This window comes from Tardiphaga sp. 42S5, assembly GCF_034044155.1.
In the GTDB taxonomy this organism is placed as follows: Bacteria; Pseudomonadota; Alphaproteobacteria; order Rhizobiales; family Xanthobacteraceae; genus Tardiphaga; species Tardiphaga robiniae.
The window spans coordinates 1,840,911-1,864,937 of the sequence record NZ_CP139027.1 but is presented as its reverse complement, the minus strand read 5'-3'; the positions used below and the strand labels follow the sequence as shown (position 1 = coordinate 1,864,937).

General features: G+C 58.4%; 19 protein-coding genes and 1 pseudogene. 7 read left to right on the top strand and 13 right to left on the bottom strand.

The window, feature by feature from the left end:
- Positions 1–104 precede the first annotated feature (104 nt).
- The 5 genes from SFY93_RS08705 (at position 105) to SFY93_RS08690 (ending at position 4,661) form a co-directional block, all read left to right on the top strand.
- Positions 105–776 (top strand): response regulator, encoded by a 672-nt coding sequence (locus tag SFY93_RS08705; RefSeq protein WP_320446775.1) that lies wholly within the window; start codon positions 105–107, stop codon positions 774–776.
- Between the two features lie 49 nt (positions 777–825).
- The gene (locus tag SFY93_RS08700) at positions 826–2,208 is read left to right on the top strand and encodes a sensor histidine kinase (protein WP_320446774.1); all 1,383 of its coding nucleotides are present in this window, start codon (positions 826–828) and stop codon (positions 2,206–2,208) included.
- Positions 2,209–2,221: 13 nt separating this feature from the next.
- Complete coding sequence (locus SFY93_RS08695; protein ID WP_320446773.1) at positions 2,222–3,019, top strand: LuxR C-terminal-related transcriptional regulator; 798 nt, start codon at positions 2,222–2,224, stop codon at positions 3,017–3,019.
- 193 nt (positions 3,020–3,212) lie between these two features.
- Positions 3,213–3,395, top strand: a complete 183-nt coding sequence (locus SFY93_RS29670) for a BTAD domain-containing putative transcriptional regulator (protein WP_414717091.1) — start codon at positions 3,213–3,215, stop codon at positions 3,393–3,395.
- Positions 3,396–4,490: 1,095 nt separating this feature from the next.
- Complete coding sequence (locus SFY93_RS08690) at positions 4,491–4,661, top strand: hypothetical protein (RefSeq protein ID WP_320446772.1); 171 nt, start codon at positions 4,491–4,493, stop codon at positions 4,659–4,661.
- Between the two features lie 72 nt (positions 4,662–4,733).
- Here the strand turns inward: SFY93_RS08690 and SFY93_RS08685 are convergent, their stop codons facing one another.
- On the bottom strand, positions 4,734–4,985 hold the full coding sequence (locus SFY93_RS08685) for a hypothetical protein (protein ID WP_320446771.1): 252 nt from the start codon (positions 4,983–4,985) through the stop codon (positions 4,734–4,736).
- Between the two features lie 117 nt (positions 4,986–5,102).
- Complete coding sequence (locus SFY93_RS08680) at positions 5,103–5,279, bottom strand: hypothetical protein (protein WP_320446770.1); 177 nt, start codon at positions 5,277–5,279, stop codon at positions 5,103–5,105.
- Between the two features lie 275 nt (positions 5,280–5,554).
- Between SFY93_RS08680 and SFY93_RS08675 the strand changes: the two genes are divergently transcribed.
- The gene (locus SFY93_RS08675; protein WP_320446769.1) at positions 5,555–6,370 is read left to right on the top strand and encodes an ion transporter; all 816 of its coding nucleotides are present in this window, start codon (positions 5,555–5,557) and stop codon (positions 6,368–6,370) included.
- A gap of 353 nt (positions 6,371–6,723) precedes the next feature.
- Here the strand turns inward: SFY93_RS08675 and SFY93_RS08670 are convergent, their stop codons facing one another.
- The 3 genes and pseudogenes from SFY93_RS08670 to SFY93_RS08660 all read right to left on the bottom strand — a co-directional run.
- Positions 6,724–12,333 (bottom strand): DUF3320 domain-containing protein, encoded by a 5,610-nt coding sequence (locus SFY93_RS08670; protein ID WP_320446768.1) that lies wholly within the window; start codon positions 12,331–12,333, stop codon positions 6,724–6,726.
- Between the two features lie 139 nt (positions 12,334–12,472).
- Entirely contained in the window at positions 12,473–13,834 is a 1,362-nt protein-coding gene (locus tag SFY93_RS08665) for an AAA family ATPase (RefSeq protein ID WP_320446767.1), read from the bottom strand.
- Positions 13,800–14,906 (bottom strand): annotated as a pseudogene (locus SFY93_RS08660) (AAA family ATPase); the annotation flags it as partial. The pseudogene SFY93_RS08660 and the gene SFY93_RS08665, both read right to left, overlap by 35 nt.
- A 76-nt stretch (positions 14,907–14,982) precedes the next feature.
- On the opposite strand from SFY93_RS08660, the gene SFY93_RS08655 reads away from it, so the two are divergent.
- Positions 14,983–15,294: a hypothetical protein gene (locus SFY93_RS08655; RefSeq protein WP_320446766.1), complete on the top strand. Its 312-nt coding sequence runs from the start codon at positions 14,983–14,985 to the stop codon at positions 15,292–15,294.
- Positions 15,295–15,356: 62 nt separating this feature from the next.
- Here SFY93_RS08655 and scpB read toward each other — a convergent pair whose 3' ends face one another.
- The 8 genes from scpB to SFY93_RS08615 all read right to left on the bottom strand — a co-directional run bounded on the left by scpB (position 15,357) and on the right by SFY93_RS08615 (position 23,718).
- Positions 15,357–15,998, bottom strand: coding sequence for an SMC-Scp complex subunit ScpB (scpB, locus tag SFY93_RS08650; RefSeq protein WP_320446765.1), 642 nt, complete (start codon positions 15,996–15,998; stop codon positions 15,357–15,359).
- A gap of 1 nt (position 15,999) precedes the next feature.
- Entirely contained in the window at positions 16,000–16,941 is a 942-nt protein-coding gene (locus SFY93_RS08645; RefSeq protein WP_320446764.1) for a DUF1403 family protein, read from the bottom strand.
- Positions 16,942–17,346: 405 nt separating this feature from the next.
- The gene (locus tag SFY93_RS08640; protein ID WP_320446763.1) at positions 17,347–17,781 is read right to left on the bottom strand and encodes a CopG family transcriptional regulator; all 435 of its coding nucleotides are present in this window, start codon (positions 17,779–17,781) and stop codon (positions 17,347–17,349) included.
- Positions 17,782–17,785: 4 nt separating this feature from the next.
- Positions 17,786–19,777 carry a conjugal transfer protein TraG gene (locus SFY93_RS08635; RefSeq protein WP_320446762.1) on the bottom strand — a complete coding sequence of 664 codons (1,992 nt, stop codon included), beginning with the start codon at positions 19,775–19,777 and terminating at the stop codon, positions 17,786–17,788.
- A 45-nt stretch (positions 19,778–19,822) separates the two neighbouring features.
- Positions 19,823–21,586 (bottom strand): relaxase/mobilization nuclease domain-containing protein, encoded by a 1,764-nt coding sequence (locus SFY93_RS08630; protein ID WP_320446761.1) that lies wholly within the window; start codon positions 21,584–21,586, stop codon positions 19,823–19,825.
- A gap of 250 nt (positions 21,587–21,836) precedes the next feature.
- A complete protein-coding gene (locus SFY93_RS08625) occupies positions 21,837–22,745 on the bottom strand; it encodes a lytic transglycosylase domain-containing protein (RefSeq protein ID WP_320446760.1) in 909 nt (302 codons plus the stop codon).
- Positions 22,745–23,257, bottom strand: a complete 513-nt coding sequence (locus tag SFY93_RS08620; RefSeq protein WP_320446759.1) for a S26 family signal peptidase — start codon at positions 23,255–23,257, stop codon at positions 22,745–22,747. The genes SFY93_RS08625 and SFY93_RS08620 overlap by 1 nt, the downstream gene beginning before the upstream one ends.
- Positions 23,254–23,718: a DUF2840 domain-containing protein gene (locus SFY93_RS08615; protein WP_320446758.1), complete on the bottom strand. Its 465-nt coding sequence runs from the start codon at positions 23,716–23,718 to the stop codon at positions 23,254–23,256. The genes SFY93_RS08620 and SFY93_RS08615 overlap by 4 nt, the downstream gene beginning before the upstream one ends.
- Positions 23,719–24,027: the final 309 nt, after the last annotated feature.

Genomic DNA, 24,027 nt, shown 5'->3' with positions numbered 1-24,027 from the left:
GACGGCGCGTTTTCTAAGCATGCAAATTGCCTGACACTCATCAATGCTCAGCGTTCTCGACAAGCTGATCGTCCTTCGTTGATTATTTAGCGAGGCCAAAAGCAATGAAAGTGGTGGATATTGCTGTGGTGGACGGCCATCCACTGATGATCGAGGCGGTCAGCGCTCTGGTCGGCCGAACGCCGGGCGTTAAAATCGTAGACACCGGGACAAACGCCAATGACGTAATTTGTATCGCGTCCAGAAGCCGGCCGCGCGTTTTGATAACTGATGTCGATCTGCCAGGAAGCATTTTTAGCGCAATAAAGATTGTGCCCCTCTTGTCGCCCGAAACGAAAGTACTGATTTTTACCGCCGCCTCCGGCGTAGCGCCTGCTGTGCGGGCACTAAACGCGGGCGCGATGGGTTATGTGTTTAAATTCAACGCCACAGCGGACCTTCTGAGTGCCATCGTGGCTGTCGATCAAGGCCAAACATATATCACGAAAGCTTTTTCGGATCAGGCTGCCATTTATTTAAAAAATGAAACGCTTCGTCGAAGAGCTGCGGAAGCGGTAACGTTGACTATGCGCGACGAACAGATCATTCGATTACTTGTGCGCGATCAGTCTAATGAGGAGATCAGCGACGCTCTGCGGATTTGCAAGACGGATGTTGAACACCACGTGGCACGCCTGACGCAGAGAATGCACGCTAGAAATCGGCTCGAAGCATTAATCTCCGCCTGCCATCTTAAAAAGACGGCCAACAGAGTAAAAGCCTGGACAATCAACTGAAAAAGTTAAAATTGCCAAGCTCGCGACCATGCTGCGCAATGGAGGCCGAATGTTTTTGCAATCCGGCGGTCTCGGCAAACGACCAAGACTCCTTCGGCAGTTCTTGAGCGCAGCCGCCGCTACTATTTTCCTTTCGATGGCTCTCCTGTCCTTCTTCATCTCCCGCCAGCTTGAGTCCAGCCTGATGCAGACTGCTGCGGAGGAAGGCGCCATTGTAATCGACATACTCCTCGGCCCGTCCCTCCAAGAACTTGCTACGTCCAAGACGCTTTCGCAGCCGCAGACAGAAAAACTGGACGAATTATTGAAAATAGCACTTGGCGACCGCACCAAGGCTGTAAAGATCTGGTTGCGGGACGGCACGCTGATATTTGCGACTGACAAACAGCTAGTCGGCCAGAAATTTCCGTCGCTTCAATTGGACACTGCCTTTCGTGGCAGCGCATTTGGCTCGCTGACCAATTTAGGAAAGGAAGAGAACCAAGCAGAACGACATCTGGAGCTGCCTCTTATAGAGATATACGCGCCAATTTATCGAAGCGGTACCCGTGAAATCATTGCCGTAGGTGAAATTTATAATAGCGGCCTTCGCTTGCAGTCTGAATTGAAGTCGTTTCGCTGGGCTGCCATAGGTGTCGTAGGCGCGGTAACTGCCCCAATGATGCTGGCTCTTCTATTCCTGGTGTGGCGGGCGAGCGCCATTGTGACTGACCAGCGACGGGAACTTCAAAAAAGGGTAACCGAAGCCACGGCGCTGTCAATTCAGAACGTTGAGCTTCGACAAATCTCCGAGGCGCTGAAGGATGATGTATTTCACTCAAACGAGCGCTTGCTGAGTCAGATCGGTCAAGATCTGCATGATGGTCCAGTGCAACTAGTCAGCATTCTTGCTCTCAAGCTCAGCGAACTAAATTATCAAAATCACTCGGAGCTGGACATTGATAAATCAGAAAGCGAGCTAAAAATCAATGTCGAAGATCTTACAGCCGCCATTCTCCGGGAACTGCGCGACATCTCAGTTGGCCTCGTGTTACCCGAACTCGATGGACTTAGCATCGCGGAAACTTTGAATTTTGCTATTGATCATCATGAGAAGATCACAGGCACATCGGTCAAACGCACAGTAGGCCCAATAGCGTTTGAAGCATCCGCAGCACTTCGTGTATGCGTATTTCGCGTGGTTCAGCAGGGGCTGAATAATGCTTACATTCACGGAAAGGGCCAAGAGCAGCGTTTAGTCGCATACGAAACTAATCAGTGCATCACCATCACCATCACCAATCGTGCGCAATTTTCGTTTGAGAACAAGATGCGCATAGGCGGACTAGGGCTGCCCGGGCTGCGCCGCCGTGTCGAAGCCTTGGGTGGCAGCTTCAGTACAAATCGAACCGAGGAAACAATGTGCGTGAAAGTCACCTTTCCGCGGCATTAGCGGCCGACTAAAAATGAGTACCCCGAAAGGCGATGAGGGCAGCCGCAAGAATTTCTATTTACACATTGATCTTGGAGCGCTTAATCTGTGTGCATATTTTTTATGCGCGTTTATTCATAGAGATCTCGGCCACATTGTGGGGCGTTCGGACATGATCTCCATTGCGTTGATAGACGACCATCCATTGATGGTCGAAGCAGTTAGTTCATTGCTCCTGCGAACTGGCGGGTTTGAAATTCTGGCCACCGGCGGTTCAGCGAACGACGTGATTGAAATCTGCAGGACGACAAGACCACAGGTCATGGTGGTTGACCTAAATATGCCTGGAGACGTCTACGCGGCCATAACTTCAACAGTCACTTTGGAACCGTCGACTAAGGTTATTGCCTTCACAGCCGCAACAGGGGTTGAACCAGCAATTCGGGCGCTTGATTCAGGCGCAAGCGGCTACGTGTTAAAGGGCAGCAGCGCTCGCGAACTCATAGACGCTATAATGGCTTCCGTTGGGGGTGAGACTTACATTACTCAGCATTTTGCAAGCCGCGTTATTGCGGCACTGAGAGACACGTCATTGCGCCGACGGGCTGCGGAAGCGGTCAAGCTTAGCACGCGCGAACAGCAAATCGTCCGTCTCCTGTTGCATGGAAAAACAAACAAGGAGATTGCACTGACAATCCATATCAGTGAAAAAACCGTGAAGCATTACATGACACTCCTGATGCAAAAGCTTCAGGTCCGCAATCGCCTCGAAGTCGTAATCGCTGCGCAAAAGCTAGATGCGCGTTCTGGAACCACGGCGCTGCACTCATAGAGCCGCTGTGGATTCACCAAAGCCTGCAGCTCCAACATGAACCCAGGCTCTCTCTTAGCCGACGTTGCCCTGGTCGCAACGCAGCACCGAACTAGGTGAATCGGGTTTTATCGGCGGCGGCCGAAAACGGTCGTGTCCCAGGTGTTCGAAACTTGGTGGAACCTAGGCTTTCCCGTCCCTCGCCCGATGGGAGTTGGAGTTCCGATGGCGTACTAGCAAAGTGCAAATGTCACTTTTGCAAGAGTTGACCGCCGGCCGCATCGACCAAGCCTTGCAGGCTGGCCACCGAGCCCACGCTCTCAACAACATGCGAGACGACGTCCACCGTTTAACCATGCAGGCGCTGGCACCAAGGGCTGCAGGACCGAAGCGCTGACGTATTATACTTGCTCGATGCCCGACGCTATCCTTGAAGTCGTCATATCGGTTCCGGTCGGATCTGGGTTGACGAGCGAATGTATAATTCGCCTGGACACGGCGTTCCGACGTCGTCTCGCGCAGGCCACAAGATAACAACAAAAGATGTGACGTCGGTCACAGTGGTCCCTCCGAACGCTCGCTATAACCATGGCAAGCTGTGGAGGAATTCCATGAAACGCTTTCTACAAAATCTCTCGCCAGAGGACCGTCGTACGCACCGCAAGTGGGCCGTATCCGTAGTTGCGCTCTATACAGCGGCCGTTATCCTTGCACTCGTCATCGCATCGACGCTACCCCCGACTGATTACGCTCAACGTGAAGCCGCCAATCTCGTAAAGGCGCAGACGCCGTCTTTGCGCCAAGCCCGGTGAGATGACAAACGTATGAGAGTTTGGCAAAAACGGCAGAGCGCTGCGGCTCTACTACTCTGCTTTGCCACGACACCTTCGCTCGCCGCGACGACAACTGTTCCATCCCATCATCAGTTGTGCTGGGTCTTAGGAGCTTATGACCAAACAGTCTATTATGCGGAGATCGCAGATCGCCAAGATCGCGAAGAGAGCTTCGCGGTTCAGGTTGAGTACTTCGGAATAGAGCACACTGGCGTACAGTGTTACGATTACCTTGCAACAGTTTATGAAAACCGACGTGCTACTATGTTCGAGTATTGGCGGTCAAAGAAGCTAGAGATCGTAAATACGACGTTTCTATCGGATCTCGATTATTGAGCAGAAAAAGCCACTCGATGTCGTCGCTGGTGCTTATCGCAGACATCGCGATGGCGGACCGTGAGCGGCAACTCTTCTCAAATAGCGCTTTTCGCAGCCCACCGACCTTGGCATCCTAGTCCGACCACTGTCCGCTAAAGTCGGCGCTCATCCATTTTCGCCTCGGCTCGTTGTCGACGCGTTGCTTTGCCCGTCATACCGACACGCAAATGGCTTGAAATCGTAGGACTGCGCATCGCGCAAAGATTTGCATCACCGAATCCTCGTAAAACCGCAAATGAGGTTTTCCCGGTCGTTCTGTCTGTTACAAGCCGTGGATGAACATGGCGTCGACCAAAAAATGGAAAGAAGAGGCGCAAGAGCTGCGCGTAAGGGCCAAGTCGCTTGCCGCTGGTGCCGAGCGCGAGGGATTGTTGCGGCTCGCGCGGCAGCTTGAAACCGCGTCGCAGATGAGTGGCTGGCTCGATTCTCCGGGACTTCAGAAACCGGGCTAGCGCTCGCGTCTGCAATGGTATCGGGATCAATTGCCGCCAGCTCCGCACAGTGCCGGTTTTGTGCGACGGCCGTTAAGCGGACTCTGGCCGAAGTCTGTATAGGGGCCGCAACTCGCCCTGAATCTGCTCAACCGTCCGCTTGATGTCGAGAGCATCGTTGCGATGCTTTTCAAGGACGGACGCGCGCCAGTTGCTGCTAGCCTCGGGATCGTTGATCTCAGAGATGCTGACGTCGGACACGGTTTCGAAACCCGGCCTTTGCCGCAAACGATCAAGAACTGCTTTCGCAAGCTCTTGCCGGCCGACTTCGCGCTGCTGTTGCATTCGACGGCTATCCAAACGCTAAGTGGCCCAACGCTCCAACCTGGAGGGGGGCCATAGCAATCTAACTCAGATACCGGACAAACCGATGTGACAGTTTTGTAAACGCCGTGTGGCGGATCATCGCATTAGGGAACCGCGACCGACATCGATGGGCAGTTTCAGTTCCGCAGCACGGTCTCTCTTGGCCTTGCGCCTCAGTTCGCGCTCTCGCCTTTCGAACTCATCCATCTCGGCCTGTGCTATTTCCATGAAGTGATCCCGAGGTGTCTTTGAGATCTGCGTACGTGCTGACATGGCTCGCTCCTGATAATCTGTATCCTACATGAAAGACCGGAAGGCTGGAAAGTTCATAGGCTTCGATGACAATCAATCGCAAAAAAGACGCGCCACCCCGCAGGATGACGTGGCGAAGCGAGCGACGCCACCCATTCTCCTTCTAAGAACGGCGTCGCCGCGACGAGCTGCGCGCCTGGTACTGGCCGCAAGCGGATGACGCCATATCGGGACATTGCACGATATCGCTTACTCGCCGGGTTGAGGTGGCGTCGTTTCTATCCCAAAGTGACGCGATGAGCATTCCCCATTCGGGCGACATACCCGCGCCGAGAACGCCATTTCGCCGGTTTCGCCATCGCCTGCGGCAACTCTACGAGGGGCACAGCGCGCAGACCCGCTGGTTCCTGTATGGACTGCTGGCATTCGACTTCGTCTCTCTGCTGTTCATCATCGCGACCTCGTTCCTGCCCCGTGGCGAGACCACGCGCGTGCTCGACCTAACCTTCGGCGCGATTTTCCTCATCGAGTTCATAGCGCGCTTTATCGCAATCCGTCGCCCGCTGCGCGAATTGATGCGACTGACGACGTGGACCGATATCGCTGCGATCGGATCGCTGCTGGCATCCGCAAGCGGTGAAGCCGCCGGCTTTCTGCGCGTGCTGCGAACCCTGCGTATGCTACGCACGTTTCGTGTGCTCGAACATCTGCGCCGCGACAGCGCGCTGTTTCGTCGTCACGAAGAGGTGCTGTCCGCGCTGGCCAATCTGTCGGTGTTCATCTTTGTGATGACCGGTGTCGTCTACGAGACCCAGCGCCATACCAATCCTCACATCGCCAACTATGCCGACGCGCTGTATTTTACCGTCACCGCGCTGACCACCACCGGATTCGGCGATATCACCCTGCCCGGCACCATGGGCCGGCTGATCACCGTGGCGATCATGATTTTCGGCGTGACGCTGTTTCTGAATCTCGCACGCGTGCTGTTCAACCCCAGCAAGGTGCGGTTCAAATGTTCGGCTTGCGGGCTTCAGCGCCACGACCGCGATGCGGTCCACTGCAAGGCGTGCGGAGGTTTGCTGAACATCCCCGACGACGGTGCGGTGTAGAGAGCTCGGACTGCAGCAAGCTCTGATTGAAGTCGGCAGCCAATCGCGAAGTTTCCGGGCGTCTCGCGGCGCAGACAGAAGATCAACTCTCTGTACTGCGGACCATTATCGAGGCGTCTAGCCAACGACCCGAACACGCTCACTGAAACGAAAGCCTGCAGCGTCCCCAAAAGGACAGGAAACTGACATCTGAACTTTGCTCTGTGCTGACATTCTAGCTTTGCTCCTACTGCATGTTCGCCGTTCGGATGTTATGGAATGTGACCAGGTACGTCGATGGAAGCCATCAGCAGGCTGTCCTGATCGTGCGGCAAGCGAATTCCTAATAAATGACCTTGGATAGAACGGACTATTCAAGTGCTCTCTTGGGCAAACTTATGAGGTGAGGCCAGTTGCGAATGGCGCGAACTGCTTATGTTCGTATCGGCCGAGGGCATCCACATCGCGCCATCTTTAACGAGCTCCTTTCGCTCTTGCATTTCTTGGATGGCTTGGAGAATAGACGTCTTGAGTTGCGCGCTGGTGGCTTTAAAGCCGAGTTGGCGCGAGATCGTCTGCACAATCTCATCCTCCGTTGCGCCGAAGCTTGACGTTACAAGCTGCTTGATTCCGGCTGCTAACTCCGCACTCGCGATCATTTCTGGTCGTCGCAGTCCAGGCGATGCGGCGTACGATCGGTCCCTTAAGACCGGCACCGTCGTTGCTGCTAAAAGGAAGTGCCCATCTTGTCTTATTGTTTCGCGCGATTTTGCCAAGCTCACCGCTTGCTCAACGGCCAATTGAATGCGACCGCCGGCGCGTTGATAAGACCATGCACTCTTGAGCCGCGCCACCACCTCGTCAACGTGAACTGGCGCTTCGACGGAAACGACTCGCTCGACCAACTCGGCGAGCAGCCCAACCGGCGTCTCATGAAGCTCGTATGCGCCCGGCCGTCGTGGCGTTGCCTCGATATAAGCCGGCACACCAGTCTCGACGGTTGCTTCCGCGAGGCCGATCTCGGTCACCTCACCGCGGTCGACTGTGACGATCCGCACAGGAACAGCGCGACTTATCTGATCGCTACGTTCAAGCCGTTCGTCCAATTCGCGTTTCGCCGCCTCGATAGCTTCTATCGTGCGCTGGAGCTGCTCTCGTGGGCGCTGGAACCAGTCCGTGCTCCAGATCCGATGGATGATCCAGCCATGGTCTTCAAGCACCGCTTGCCGCAGCCGATCGCGATCGCGAGCTGAGCGCGCGTCATGATATGCCGCACCGTCACATTCAATACCGATCAGGTACCGGCCAGGTCGCTCAGCATCGGCAACAGCTAGGTCAATGAAGAACCCGGCGATGCCCACCTGCGGGTGAACTTGATAGCCACTCTCTTGGAGAGCAGCAGCGACCTGCTCTTCGAAGACGCTGTCGGGATCGCGCGTCGTGGCTTGCGACATCTGCAGCCGGCCGGTCCGGGCATACTGCAGGAACAGCTTTAAGGCGAATACACCTTTGCCCTTGGCGCGGGCGAGATCTATATCCTCATCGGTAATCGAGGCAAACACCTCGCAGCGCCGTTTCGCACGGCTGATCAGAACGTTCAACCGGCGTTCCCCACCTTCCGCCCCGAGAGGACCAAACCGCATGCTCAAGGGACTGTTGGCCCCGCGGGCGTAGCCCACAGAAATCATGATGACATCGCGTTCATCGCCCTGCACGTTCTCGAGATTCTTGACAAAAAACGGTTCGCTCGGATGACTGTGAAAGAACTCTTCCGTCTCCGGATTGAGCCTGCGTAGCCGTTCGACCTCTTCCTGGATAACGCGGCGCTGACTGACAGAGAAGGTTGCGACACCGAGCGAAAGCTTCGGCTGTTGCTTTGCGTGCGTCAGAATTGCCTCGGCAACCCTGCGCGCTTCGATCATATTTGCGGTTGTGCCGCCAGAGTCAAAGATCCCGTCCGGCACATGGCTGAACCGCAAGCCCATTCCGGCCTCTTGAGTATACGGGCTCGGCACGATGAAGAGCTTACTCTCGTAGAACTGGGTGTTTGAGATGGCGATTAGAGATTGATGCCGACTGCGGTAATGCCAACGCAGCATGCGTTGAGGAACGCCGCGTGCAGTGAACAGCCCAAGGATGCTCTCGATGTCGGCGACCTGAGCGCTGTCGTCGTCGTCATTCTCATCGCTGGCCCCCGTCAGCTTCGCGAAAAACTTTGTCGGGGGGAGCTGTTTATCGTCACCCACGATCACAACCTGCCGGCAGCGAGCTATGGCGCCAATCGCGTCGACAGGCTGGATTTGGCTGGCCTCATCCATGACTAGCAAGTCAAATGTCATCTTGCCCGGAGTTAGGAATTGGGCGACCGAGAGCGGACTCATCATCAGCACGGGCTTCAGTGCCTGAACCGCGGATCCGGCGCGTTGGACTAGCTGACGAATTGGCATGTGCCCGCGTCGTCGCGCCATCTCCGCACGCAACGTGCCGACGGCTCCCACGCCGCCTTGCGCGGGGATCCTACGATGATGTTCGCGTACGACCTGTAGCGAGGCAGACGCCATCCGGGCTTTATCTAGATTCGCAAATTCTGAGACCAGCTTGGAATGTAGTTGGCCGTCAAAGCGCGCAATATCCGGTTGCTCCTTGACGATTTCGCTGAATACGGCCTCGTAATAGGCCATATCGAAGGTTGAACGTGCGACCTGCGTTGATAGGCGACCGTCACTCATATGGTCGACGAAATCAGAGAGGCCAAGCTTGCGAGCATGGTCTACACGAGTATTGTAGCTGACCCATTTCGAGAGCTGTTCCGGCGCCGCGATCCAGCTGCCGAGGCGAGATGTCAGCGTCGCGATCGAAACAGCCTGCAACGGCCCTTCCCCAAAGAGGCGTTGTGATGTCGTTTCTAACGCTTCCAAGACGTTTGTTAAACCAGCCAATAAAGGTGACGTGGCGGCGGCGAGCTTCTCTCCGTCTTGGCGAGCAGCGTTGCGGTCTTGCACTCGAGCTGCCAGATGGCGAAGTGCTACGTACTTGGTCATCCAGTCCGTCGCGCGCGCCAACGTCAACCAGTCAGAGCGGTCACCTTGCCAAGCGTCTCCGAATGCTTCCTGCCCAAGGGGCCCGATTGCCTTTAGCTGTCGGTCAAGTTGTTGCCAGGCTAAGATAGCTTCGAGACGCTGCAAGCGTTCACTTAGCGCGATGGGTGGATTGATCAGCACCTGGTTGATCTCGCGCTCAGCGTCGACAAGCACAGCGGTGCGTTCCTGCAGGCGATCGATGCCGATACGCTCGCTGCCGCCTGCGTCCACAAACGCTTCTGTTGCGCGAGACCCCAAGCTCGTCCAAAAGTCGCTGAGTGCCGGACGCAGGGCGGCGAGGCGCTTGCGCAAGTTTTCTGTTCGTCGCGCAACTTCTGAGCGTTCAGCTAGATTTCCAGCGATGATGCGAGGCTCAGCGCCGAGGCCACGCAAGGTTCTCATCCACGCAACGATTGCTGCTAATGGAGCTGATGCGGAGCGCTCCCCACGCCAATCGGCTCCAAATGCTGAGCGACCGAAGCTATCGCCCGCGCGAACCATGGCTAGCGCAGTTTGGGCTTTCATAAGAACGTCAAGCAGCTTGACGATCTCGGTCTCTGGCTGGTTACTGTCTCGCAGGATCGATCTGCCGAGCGCGCGCGCCTTACGCCATTCTCCGCTAAAGTGACGAAAAATCCCCGTGTTGGTGGCGAGCACCTGACGAGTGCTTGCCACATCCGCCGACCAAGCGATGTCGAGAACCTTGTCGCCAAGGTCGGCGCGCAAGGCTTCGAGCGAAGCGACCGCATCCACAAGGTCGGCTGCTTGTTCTACGCCGTGGTCCCAGACCGTCGCGATGAAAGCTTCTGGGCTTGCGTCTGGGGCGACGGCGACCCGCTCGCCGATAGTCAGCAGGCGGGCAACGCTGGCAATGTCCGTAGCGGGTGTTGTGGTGCGCAACTCCGCTTCGAGACGGGCGACATCGTCCTTCAACTGCGGCAGAATCTGCGCAACTATGGAAGCCTTCTCAAATATATCTGCGGTCGCGTCGGTTGATAACCAAGCGAGGCTTTCAAGCAGGGCCCTTACGGGTGCCTCAAGCGCGCTCTCGGTAACATGGGGCCTCAGCTCCTCTGCCGACTTCTGAAGCAACGATCCCGTCCGGATGGCTGCAATAATATCGGTTGGTCGCTGTTCCCAGACCGGGGAGGTCAACGCCGCGGGCACCAATGAAGGCGCAGCGCCGATAGTTGCCGCAAGGCGTGATAGAGGTGCTGTCTCTTCGATAGACCTCGATGGGGTCTGTTCCAGCTGCTCGGCCAGCTCGTAGACAAGTTGCTGAAGACGTTCGGTCGACTGAGCAATTGCCTCTATGCGAGGCATCAACCGTTCAAGAGTTGTTGGCAACACTACCGACAGACCGATACCATGCCAAGGATGAACGCTCGGCTGACCGATGTCGTCGACTCGCTCGGCTAGCTCATTGAGGATACTTCGGCACTTGGCTAGGTCTTCTGGAGTCCAGAAGGGTGCTTGCGGGAGCGCGAGCTCAACTGGGCCTTGTCCCTCACGGCGCAAGCGCGTGAGCTGACCAATCACCTGAAACGGAGTCAGCCCAGTCGTTCGAAAAGATTGATGCATGCGCTCGGCGTGGCTATTGAGATCATCCCGCGCAACCAACAGCCTATCTGAAATTTCCGACGTAGACTCCCCTCGGGGAGAACCAAGCTCCCAGGTGCGCCGAAGTTCGTCGAGCACCGCGCGTTTGTTCGCCTTATGACTGTGGAGCTCAAGGCAAGCGTCTCCAACACCTGCCTGGTCAAGCCGGCGTTTGACCACATCCAGCGCCGCCATTTTCTCTGCTACGAAGAGCACAGATTTGCCGTCTACGATGGCCGACGCAATGATATTGGCAATCGTTTGCGACTTGCCTGTCCCCGGCGGGCCCTGCACGACCAGGTCGGTACCGCAACGAACATCGTGGACAGCCAACGTCTGCGAGCTGTCGCAATCCACAATATGCAGCATCTCGGCCGGCGTAATGTGCGGATCGATTGGATCGTCATCCGAAAGCGCTGGCAGGCCGGGAGGGTAGCCATCCGACAACAACGCGCGCACAATCCGCTGATCCGTGAGTTTACCGGTCGCTGGCCACAGCTCTGGATCAAGATCGCGATACATGAGAAACTTCGCGAACGAGAAAAAACCCAGCACCATTTCGTCTGGATTGACACTCCAGTCCGGCTTTGTCGAAATCGCGTGCGCGACTTGTTCGAAGTAAGGGCCCGGCAAAGATTCATCGTCGACCTCGAACGGAGGCAGGCGAAGCTTATGGACACGGTCGAGATATGCCTCGAGTGAGAGGTTCCCGGTGAGTTCCTCCGGGCGCACGCGGAGCTTGAATTTCTCGCCTGCTGTGCCTCGCTCCAGCTTCACTGGCACGAGAACAAGCGGCGCATAACGGATGTTGTCCTTGTTGTTCGGATCAATCCATTTCAGCGTACCAAGCGCTAAGAATAAGATGTTGACGCCCTGCTCTTCCTCTAGAGTCCGGGCGTCGTGATAAAGGTCAAGTAGGCGCTTCTGCAGCCCTGTCGGCGTCATACGCGTCTGGAATTTGGTATCAAAGTGGCGGCTTGCCATGCCGCGCTCATCCACATCTGCGGCATCGGTTGGTTGAGCAAGCTCGACATCCTCACTCTCTTCAGAGTTTTCGTCGTCGACTTTTCGATCCGGACGGCCGGCCAGAAAAGTGAAGGTCCGCCCCTCGTTGATGAAAAGACGGAAAATCTGGTCGGTCTTCTCGTCAAGAATCTCGATGGTTTTCGCGCTCTTTGATGAACGCGGCATGTTAAGCAGGCGGTTGCGCGCGGAAAGATCAAGAAGCTCTTCACGCGCACGTTCGAGTTTCGACTCGATCGACAACCCGCTCTGGAAAATAGAGCCTTCGTGATCCAACGGCATTGACTGAATTTCCCTCTAACGCCCGAGACTATGTTCCCGTAGGTATGTTCTGCAACTCTCCTGATCGTCCGAGGAAAGACGATCTAAATGCCGTCAATGGACGTTTGATTATCAGCATTGGTGCAATGCAATATCCGCTCTAACCACCAGCCACTGCGAACGGCTGCGCGGCTGCGATCTGTTTAGCCTCTTCATTATCTTCGATGCGCATCATCATTCGATAGTGTGCATCATGCCCCATGACATCAAATATGCGCTTGAATACGTCGAGATAGCGCTCAATCATGCTGTCATCTTGCGAGATGTAAAGCTCGTCGTGAGCGCTGTGAGAGCCATCATTCACCCATGAGAGCAGTGAGGAGCATACCTGCTGATCCTTACCCGTAAACTCAGCCGTAATACTGTTCGGATCGAACCCGCCGAGGATCTTGAAATAGTTTTCGATAACCCGGCGAAGTACATTCTGGATTGTGAGCTTGTTCGGATCTCGCACTTCTTGCCATAGTAACTCATAAGAGGTCTTGATCGGGTTGGTCCGGTACGAAATGGCCTCGGTGACTCCGGCAGGCTTACGGATGATCCAGAATGTCTCATCTTTTAGAGCATTTCCGGTGCGGCGATCAGGATTGAATGAAACTTCTTTGTGGAAGTATATATTATGAGTCAGAACAAACACCTGTTTGATCTGACCCTTCTTCTCCATTGCCTGTTTGATCACGCGCTTCATGAGTGCGCTGACTACGAACAAGACATCGCTGTCGAGGCTAGAAACAGGATCATCGAAAATCACAACGCGATCGTCGTTAATGTCGGTTTCTGACAGACTTCCACGCAGTAGTTGATAGAAATATAGAAAGCTAACGAAGCTTTTCTCGCCCTCACTTAACGTCTCATTGGCGTTTCCGCCGTCATCGCGGACAATTTCGTACAAATGATCATGTTCGCCCGCGGTCTTCAGCTTAAATCCTGAAAACCCGAAGGAATTCAGCAGGCCGTTGATCTCATCAACGGTAGGCTGGACGCTGGTGACCGTTTTCTCAAGCGCGCGGAGCTCTGCAGTCGCGCCCGAGAGTTGTGCTTCTTTGCCAGTAATCTGTTCGCTTAATCTCTGAATGGCTTTGTCGAGATTGCTGCGCGCCGCCGTAAAGGTGCTCAACAACGGTTCATTTTCGTTGAGCAGGCACTTCCAGATTTCCTGACTCAACTTATTTCGTTCAACAGCAAGGTTTTTCACGAGCGCGTTGTGCTTCTTGATTTCTGCATTCGCGTCCGAAATCTGGCGTTCGATGGCCGAAACGATCTCTCCGATCGACTCCAACGTCACGGGCGCACTCGGCTCTTTCTTTTTCCCTTCGAGTAAACGCCGGTTCGTTGCAAGACGCGCCGCAAGCCGGTCGATATCCGCGCGGAAAGAAACCTCGTTTATAAAGCGATGCTCTGCGCCGGCAGTTGTCTCGCAGCTTTCTGCCGATATCTTCTGAGTGCACTTCGTAACGCTCAAAGGTGCGCGCTATCTCCGCCGTATCGGCTTGAAACGCTTCGTCGAAATAGGCGTTCAATTGGTCAGCCAGGTCGTCCTGGATTTTTTGCTGGCAGAAGGGACACTGGCCACCCTTTTCGAGGTATGGCAAGCCTTGTCGCACCCAATCGCTATTCCCAAGACGCCGGATCAGTGCCGCAACATCAACGTCTTCTTTGCCAATTACTCTCTTGGCAAGAATCGGCTCGGCCTCCGCTTCAAGCAGATCGCGCGCATCGAGCGGAATGATGGGAGTAAGAGTTTCCACGGATTGATCGAATATGCTAACTGCCCGCGCTTTGAGTGCGTCCAGGGCGACAAGCTCGGCTGTGTTCTGCTCAAGTTCGTGCAGCACGCGGTCACAGAACTTGTCCTTCGAATTTCGGAGACCGGTAAACGCATCTTTAAAACTTGCGTCGTGGCGGCCTTTGATCTGCCAGCACTCCGCCTCGAATTTTTCGCGCAGCTGTTTCAGCTCCCGGCGTTTGCCATCCGAGTTATCGGCAGGCCCCAGTGTACCCAGAAGTCTGCCAATATCCTCGCGCGTTTCGTTGATCTGCTTCTTAGCCTTGGCGATCTTGTCGAGAGTATCCTGCTCGGCCTTGCCGAGCGTAAAAATCCCCTTGAGCTGCGGTGTAAAGTTTTGAGCCACGAAATCGCGGTTGTACACGAGTGCCTTAAGCGGCTGCACTTCGGCCCAAATTACTGTGCAGGTCGGATAGGTGGCCGGATCTGCTATCACGCGCGAAATCGTGGTTTTGCCGGTGCCGTTTGTTCCGAAGAAAAAATTGACCGGCTTGAGCTCCTTAAGCGTAATGCCTGTGGGCGAATAACTTGCGACATTCGCAACGCTAATTTCGCGTATCAATGGTTCTCTCCCAATCCACGCGTGTTTTGCGCTCGGAAACCGTAACGCGTTTTCGGGGTAGAGCCCAATCTTTTCTATCAGAGCGAGTAGCTGGTTCGTCGGTGCTGGCCTGCCGGCAGGCCGCGCGAAAGCGTGGTCTAGGTCAAGCCGTATCGCCCCAGGTACCCTGTAGACGGCCCGACTCATTGGCCCGGAGCTAATTCAGTGGTTGTAGGTTAGGCTTCCAAATAAAAACATTGCCCCTCGCCTGATAGGATACGCGATGCCGCCCGAACCAAGATACACCGGCTTCAAACATCACGCACGGGTGCAAAGCTTCCGATTTTTTACCATGCTGCTCGCTTGGGGGCTCCTCATCGTGACCTTCGTCTACAAGCCCGAGTGGATCCGCGACGGCATGCGCGCTGGCACGCGCGCTATCGAATCCGTCGGGGATTCCCTGCCGAGCTACTGGGGAGCCCAGGCAGAGATCATCCTGCGCGAGCTTGGTGGATTTCTCTGGATTCAGATCACCGCGGTGATCGTCGCCATCCGCACGATATTCTGGCTCCTCGGCTCCGCGTTCCGGCGCTGAGGCTCTCGCCCGCCCTGCGCGCCTGACGAAGGCGTTCATTCAAAGGACCTGCTGTAGAGACCTTACTCGTCACCGGCGCCGGGCAAGACGTCCCCTGCAAACCGCTTGTCCTTGCTCAGCAGCCCGGCATCCTCGAGCGCCTCGATGTCCGGCAGGTCGCGCAACGTATCGAATCCGAACTGCGTCAGGAACGCTTTGGTCGTCACATAGGTGTACGGCGCGCCGGGCTGCGGCGCCCGCGGCCCGGAGCCGATCAGGTCGAGCCTGCGCAGATGCCCGATGACGTCGCGGCTGATCTCCTTGCCGAAGAACTTGCCGAGCTCGCCCCGGGTGATCGGCTGGAAGTATCCCACGCACAGCAGCACCTGCATCTCGCTCGGCGACAGCGTGCTGCCCGGCTCCCCGGCCCCGGTTGCGGTGCGGATCGCATCGGCAAACTGTTTGCGGGTGCGGTGCTGCCAGCCGCCGGCGACGGCGACCAGCTCATAGGGGCGGCCGCGCAGCTCGGCCTGGATGTCATCGATGATCAGATCGAGGTTGCAGTCGGGGCCGACGACCTTCGCCAGCATGGCGCGGGTGACCGGTTCACGTGCGGCAAAGATCACCGCTTCGACGCGGCCCATCCATTCGCGCCAGCGTAGCGCGCTCGGCAGATCCGGCAGCGAGGTATCCAGCGTGACGTTGGCTTTTGGTCGGCGTCCCATTCTACAGCCCGTACAGTCTGAACGTGGGGCGGCCGGTCAGTTCGCGGACGACGCCGAGCGACACCAGACGTTCGAACAGCCGGCGGCTGGAGCGATCGCTGGCGGTCTGCCCTCCCCGCGCCGGCTGCGCGTCCTCGCTGAGTAAGGTCGCCACCATGGTGTCGGCGTCCTTGCCTCGCAATTTCGGCGCCGCGCCGAGCAAACGATCGGCGCGGTGTCCGAGCTCGGCATAGCGGTCCCATGCCGCCGCCGCGGCGCGCGCATAAGCCAGGCTGCAGACCTGCATCCAGCCTTGCTCATCGCAGTTCGTTGCCGCCCGGCGCAGACCATTGCCGGTGAGATGCGCCGCCAGCAGCGGCACCGGCGCCGGCCAGCTGAGGCGATGGGCGAGCACGGCATCGGCCAGCCACAGGGCCAGCGGCCAGCAGTCCGGTCGCAGCCGCAGGCTCATCGCCGCCGTTGCCGCGGCGGCTTGCACCGGATTGCCGCCGCCGATGCATTGCGCGAGGGCACATGCGATCGTCTCCTGCAGCGCTTCGTCGTCGCGGCAAGCCATGAGCGCCGGCAGCAGTGTCGGCCACGTCTCCTTCAGCGTGAGCGCCTTGCTGGTCCCGAGCCGGCGCCAGGCGCCGAGCACGTGGCCGGCCGGGCCCGGATCGTCGCTGCTTTGGCGCAGATACCAAGCGTCACGCAGCCTCGCTTCGTCTTCCGTCCGGCCGCCCTGCCCGGCCAGCTTAGCTGCGCAAGTGAGCGCGAGGCGCTGGCGCCACAACGTGCCCAGCAGATGTTCGTCGCGCGCGATCGGGTGCAGCGCGGCAAGCGCTGCGCCAGCGACAAATGGCGCATCGTCCGTCATACCAGGGACATCGCGCAGCCGCGCCCAGCCCGGCATCGGCGGGAAGCGGCGGGGTGCTGCGGGAATGATGTGGGCGCGGGACGACATGGCGCAGCGTAAGGCGGTACGGCGCTTTGCGCCATTAAATCGGCCCAAAGCGCCCCAGGTTATGGTTAATAAAAACGAGTGATAATGTTGCATTATCGATCGTTATCCTCGGCAGTTCGCATCAACGCTCAGCGGTGTTGTGCGGCACCGGCAAATTCGAGTCCATCAATGATGCGCACGGTGACTTTGTACTTGAGGCCGTTGCGCGTAAGTTCAACCAGTCGAGCGCGAAAGTGACGTCGTCAGGCGTTTAGGCGGCGCAGAGTTCGCGGTGTCCCGGCCGCACACCAATGCCCCCATTTGCGCGCTCGGCCCGCCCGTAAACATCGCCCACTCGTCAGCCTTCAGGAGTTTGATTGGTACCGAAGCCTCCTCGATCGACCTGTTGGTCCTAAAGATTTCTAGTCAGAGAGATCGATCAGCTCCATCTGTTTTTTGGTTCACAATGTCGTCCGGGATCTCGCGTAAAAAACTCTGGCCCTTCTGTAGTCGGCGGCCAAGGGTCTCGATAAAACCTTCAAAGCGCTCGCGGCCCTTGATCTGGGCGGCAGCCTGCGCATCATTCGGCAGGGGTGGCGTAATCGTCAGCCAGAAGCGAATGAACAAGGCCAGCGTTTCGGCGGTAAGGCCAACATCCCGCTCCAGCCTCTGCATTTGTCGCGACAGCCGGTCGAGACGGCGCGCGAACGCCGCCTCGCGCCTGTCCGCTCCGTCCGGAGATAGGAATGAGACGACGGCCGCTTCCACGATCGCCGATCGAGAAAGCTTCTTGCGGTCGGCGAGATCGGCGATCTGCTTCAGAAGCTCCGGCGGAAAATACACATTCATCCGGTCCCGCATGGTCTCACAACTCCATGCCATCATTCGGGTCAAGCGAGACCTGGCGGGCGATGCCACGCATCTGCTGGCGCAGAATGCGGGTCCGACTGGCGGCATCGTCCGACTCGTCATCGAGCACAATGGCAAACTCTTCCGCCGGCCTCGGGTCGGTCGTCTCCCTGACGATGGCGATGTGATCGGGAAGCTCGGGTTCGCGGCGCAAGCCGCTGTTGGCAGCGTCCTGTTCCGCCTTGTGGATCTCACCAAGCAGCACAGCGTCCGGTGGCTGCGGTATTAGAGCCGACCATCCGTCCGTCCGTGACGACTGGCCAGACTTCGCGGGATCAGGCGGCACCAGCACCCGTTCGGTGAAACGGCGATCCTCGTAGTAGCGAGCTTTCTTAGCCCGGATCGGGAGCGTACCGGCAACCATGACGATCTCGTCAGTGGGCGGGAGCTGCATCACCTCGCCCGGCGTCAGCAGCGGTCTTGCCGTCTCCTGCCGCGAGACCATGAGGTGACCAAGCCAGGGATTCAGCCTGTGACCCGCATAGTTCTTCATGGCGCGCATCTCGGTCGCTGTACCCAGCGCATCCGAGACACGCTTCGCCGTGCGCTCGTCGTTGGTGGCAAAGCTGACGCGGACATGGCAGTTGTCGAGGATCGCGTTGTTGGGCCCGTAGGCCTTTTCGATCTGGTTCAGCGACTGCGCGATCAGAAAGCTCTTGATGCCGTAACCCGCCATGAAGGCCAGGGCGGATTCGAAGAAGTCGAGCCGGCCAAGTGCTGGGAACTCGTCGAGCATCATCAGGATGCGGTGACGGCGATCCCTCGCATGCAGATCCTCGGTGAGTCTGCGGCCGATCTGGTTCAGCACGAGGCGGATCAGCGGTTTGGTCCGCGAGATATCGGACGGCGGCACCACAAGGTAGAGCGTGGCGGGCTGGGGATCGGCGATCAAGTCGGCAATCCGCCAATCACAGCGGGACGTCACTTCGGCGACGACGGGGTCGCGGTAGAGGCCGAGAAACGACATGGCAGTGGACAACACGCCCGACCGTTCATTGTCGGACTTGTTCAGCAGCTCGCGTGCGGTCGAGGCAACAACGGGATGCGGACCTTTCTCGCCGAGGTGCGGCGTGGTCATCATCGCTTGCAGCGACGTCTCGATCGGCCGCTTGGGGTCCGAGAGGAACGCGGCGACGCCGGCCAGCGTCTTGTCCACCTCGGCATAGAGGACATGCAGGATCGCGCCGACGAGCAGCGAATGGCTGGTCTTCTCCCAATGGTTCCGCTTGTCGAGCGACCCCTCCGGGTCGACCAGCACATCGGCGACATTCTGGACGTCACGCACCTCCCATTCGCCGCGGCGGACTTCCAGCAGTGGATTGTACGCCGAAGACCTGGCGTTGGTTGGATCGAACAGCAGCACGCGGCCGTGCCGCGAACGGTAACCGGCGGTGAGCTGCCAGTTCTCGCCCTTGATGTCGTGGACGATCGCCGAGCCCGGCCAGGTCAAGAGCGACGGCACGACCAAGCCGACGCCTTTGCCGGAACGGGTTGGCGCAAAACACAGCACATGCTCCGGGCCGTCGTGACGCAGATACTCATGGCCGAGCTGGCCCAGCACGACGCCATCGGCGCCAAGCAGCCCGGCTGCCTTCACCCCGCGCAGATCGGCCCAGCGCGCCGAACCGTAGGTCTCGACGTTCTTCGCCTCCCGTGCCCGCCACACTGACATGCCGATCGCCGCCGCGATCGAGATGAAGCTGCCGGAAGCAGCTATGAAGCCGCCCTCGACAAAGACCTGTGGTGCATAGGCATCAAAGATGTACCACCACCAGAAGAAGACCGGCGGATAGTAGACCGGCATCCCGGCGAGTTCGAACCAGGGCCGGCCGAGCTCCGGCTGGAAGCCGAGTCGCCACGCCGTCCATTCGGTCGCGCCCCAGATGGTGAGCAACACGATCAGGAAGACGACAATGATTTGGCCCCAGAGGATTTTGGTCGCGGACATGACGAACGTCCTTGTCTGTGATTGAGGGTGGTGGAAACGACGGAGCTACAAGCCCAGATCTCGTTTGCGACCAAAGCTCCACTCGATGCCGCCACCGTCTTTGGTGACGCCGGCGACGTGCTGGCCGAGCTTCTTCTCGATCTCGCGCGACCAGGGCACGAGCCGGAAACCGAGGCCATTGTCGACCATGGCGAAACGGCCGGAGGCGAGCGTCAGGCGTTGACGATAGGTGCCGCTCACATGCTCGCCGGTCGCGGCCTTCATATGCTGCAATCCCGTCGTGGCTGAGAGTTTTGCACCCGCCGCGTCCAGTTCGCGTCGACGCAGGGTGTTCAAGAGATCGCGCTGCATGATGATGCGCTGACCCTGCCGGCGGGCGAGCCCCTCGCCTGTGAGATGTTCGGCACGAGCCTGCATGGCATCGCGCGTTTCGCGACCAAATCCGCCCATGGCGAGCGGCATCGGATCGCGCTCGACGAGGCGATGGTCGATCCAGGTCGCGCCGGGTGCAGTGATCTGCTGATTGAGGTCGAAATCGCTGCGGTTGGCGAGCACCAACATCGGGCGCGGATCATCCAGCCCACCAAAGCGGCGGACCTCGACGATCCCTCCGATCGGCGGGGCGTGCTCGAATGCCTCGATTCCTCGGAAGCGAACATGGTGGGCGCGACCGTCCGTGCCATCGATGACGGCATAGGCCTCGCCGGTCAGTTCGTCATGCAGTCCCCTGTCGACCAGCCGGCCGACAATCGGCGAGTTCGGCTTCTCACTATCGATCACATAGTCGGCGACGCCGCGAGCATCCCCGCGTTCCGTGAAGGCGCGATGCATGGTCTTGATGATGTCGCCGCGCATGCCGAGATCGCGAAGATTGCGCTCGGCCTCCAGCCCGACCATCCATTCGCCGGAGCCGGCCGACGCGGCAAGGCCCATCTTCTCCAGGTGCTGGAGCCGCCCGATCATCAGGCGGCGGATTTCGGGATCGCCTTGGCCGGGATTTTCGGAGCGCAGGTCGATGGCGCCGGTTTCATCGGCGGCCATGCGGATCTCGACGTCGAGCCGCGTCCAGCGTTCGGCCGCGATCTCCTTTTCCAGGGCGTTGCGGATCTCGTGCTCGGGCTTGGGACCAAGCTCGATAGATGCCAACTCCTCGGCGCGCGAGCGTAGGCCCCGGCTGATGTAGTCTCTGGAGATCACGAGGTCGGCGCCGGTCTGATCGACGCCGCGCACGAGCAGATGAACATGTGGATTGTCCGTATTCCAGTGATCGACGGCGACCCAATCGAGCCGAGTACCGAGATCGACTTCCATTTGCCGGGCGAGATCGCGCGTGAAGGCTTTGAGATCGGTCATCTCACCGGCGTCCTCGGGCGAGACGATGAAACGGAAATGATGCCGGTCGTCCTTGCAGCGATCGGCGAAGCCCCCGTCGTCAGTGCGGTCACTGCCGGCATCGAACATCACCGCCTTCTCGCTGTCACGGGTGACACCATCGCGCTTGAGGTACGAGAGATGAGCGGTCAGTGGCGCGGAACGGAAGGAACGGCCTTGATGCCGAACGATGCGAGCCTTCACCACCGCGCGCCGCGCCGGGCTGAACAGGCGGCTACGGCTAAAACTGATCCGGCCGCGCCCGAAGGTCGAGCGCCCGTAGCTCGAGGAGCGCTTACCCACAGCTGCAAGACTGGAGCTGTGACCGGCTTTCTTCGCCGCACGCAGCACCTGATTGATGAAGCTCTTCGGCTTTGGCGCTCGCGTGCCGCGGATGCGGCCAGGCCGGATGCGAAAATCGCTGTCGCCTGCACTCATGGCAAAGGCTCCACAAACGCTGAATGGGGAGCAGTGCTGAAAATACAATTGAATTCATTGGGGAAAGCATCAGGCGCGGCACGCTCCCCGACCGACCGGCACGGCCGAACCCAAGCCATTCCAATGGCTTGCGGTTCGAGCGGTGAGCCGCTTTTATCTCGCCGTCCCGCTGTCGTGCTTCCCTGCTGTCCTCGCCTTCCCAGCCATTCTATCCCGGAGCACGCCATGGCGAGCCAGACTGCACATCCAGTCATTGCAGGTCTCCCGCGCTGGATCGAACAACGAAAAGGCTGCGCGCTTGCGGCAGAATTGCAGAGAGATCGCGCATCGGGCCGGTCGCTGGAGCGTGGTCCGATCGCCGCGCAGCCGACACCTGATCGGCAGCGGTTGTGCGTTCGGGTCGCCTGATGAACACCGGCGCCTCGGTCCATGACTTCGAATGACGAACTGCGACGGAGATCCAACCGGCGAGTTCACCGCCACCGACCAATGGAGCAAGAGTTGCCACATAAGCGCGGGTCTCGGCCGGCAGCGGTCGGCCCGCGAGATATTGTTCGTAGCGGCCAGGGCCCGCATTATAGGCGGCGAGGAAACCGGGCGAGCCATAGCGGTCGTACAGTTCGTGCAGGTACGCAGCACCGGCCAGAATGTTGTCGCGCGGATCGTAAGGATTATGGCCGAAGCGGTGATGTGCACGCAGGTCCGCCCAGGTCTCGGGCATGATCTGCATCAACCCCATCGCGCCTTTTGGCGATCTGGCCCGCACGTCACCGGCACTTTCGACAGTCATCACGGCGCGTATCCAGTGCGCCGGTAAGGCGAAGCGGCGTGAGGCCTCTTCGATGAGATTCGCAAACGACACGGCAGGCCGTGCGCTCGGCGGATGTCCGGTTGATGCGTTATCAACCTGTGCGGCATCAACCTGCACGATCGCAAACGACAACACCATCACGACGGTACAAGCTGCCGTCCCTAAACGACGCAAACATGCCACCGTGCTCGCGCCCATCCAGGGTAAAGCTGCTTCGCGCCGGCCTTGCGGCCGCCCTGGACCGCCGCTGCGCGCGGCGGCGTTGCGAATTCTGGGCGGGACGGAGGAATGGTGCAGCATCCGGTCGAACAGAGGAATGGCAGATCGAGAAAGAGAAATGCGCACCATCACTCCTCCTTGGTCCAGACAGGGAATGCACGGCCGACAACGGCGGATGCCGCGATCGGCCCGAAGTAGCGACCGTCCAGCGAGTCCTTCGACTGCCAGTTCATGAGAAAGAGTTCGTCCTCGCAGACAACACGACAGCCGTGCCAGACCGGCAGCGGCCGGCCGCGACTATCTCGCTCGCGCGCCTCGCCCATGTCGATCTGATCGACCGAGATTGTGCGCCCGCTTCTGCAAACCGTTTGCCCCGGAAGCGCCAGCACCCGCTTCAACATGGGAATGCCGACTGGCAGATAGCCGTTCAGGCCAAGAAAGGTCGCCAGCGGCTCGGGTGGCTTGATGGCGACGAGTTCGGTGACAAACAACTTGCCTGCGGGCCGCAAGCGATAGAGGCCAAGCGGTACACTTCCGGAAGCATTCCACACGTAGAGGGGAACCGGCTCCGTGACGGCCGGGGCAACGAGAACGGTGATCCCAATAAGCATAACTGCGAGCGTCGCGAACCGATCATTCATGGCGCAATCCTCCGCCGGTGAAGCCAGGCCTGGTGACGCGATTTTGTGTAGGTCCGTGGAGCTTCGTTGACCGACAAGCGGTTATGGACGTGATGCCAATAATCGGGTGCAGCATCCGCGGGATCGATGCCGAGCGCTTCGATCGCATCGATCAGTTGCAGCACCCGCTCGACCTTGGGCCAGCCCGACAGCCGCAACAGAATTTCGCCGCCGGGTTTCACATAGGGTACCGTTGAACAACGCTGACCGGCCGCGACTGCGCGCAAGATGTCGATCCGCGAGATGACCGTGCCAAAGTCATTTGAGGTCCAGCGGACGAACGCGAAGATGCTGCCGGGCGCAAATGACACAACGCGCCGACGGCGATCGAGAATCTGTTCTTCGACAATGCGGCCGAAGCGAATCCGGTTCTCGATACGTTTCTCAAGCCACAGAATCTCGACCTGCGTGAGATCGCTCATGAACTTCCTCCATGCTTGAAAAGATGAGCCTAGTTGCAGGTCGACGGCGACGATGCACGTCGGCCATGCTTCAGCGATCGGAGACACCGATTGCGTGGGGCGGAACCTGGCAATCGATGTGGGTGTTTGACCGACAGCAACGCCATCGCGGCCCGGCCTTGCGCAGAGCGCACCTGTTGCCGCAGCCACGTTTTGCCAATGCTTGGGTTCTGCATCGGACTCGGAAACGAGACGCGAACTGTGCTCGCGCTGAGCCTTTGCTGGTTATCCCCCGCAGCAATGAACGCCGGGTCCGTTAGAGAAAATCCG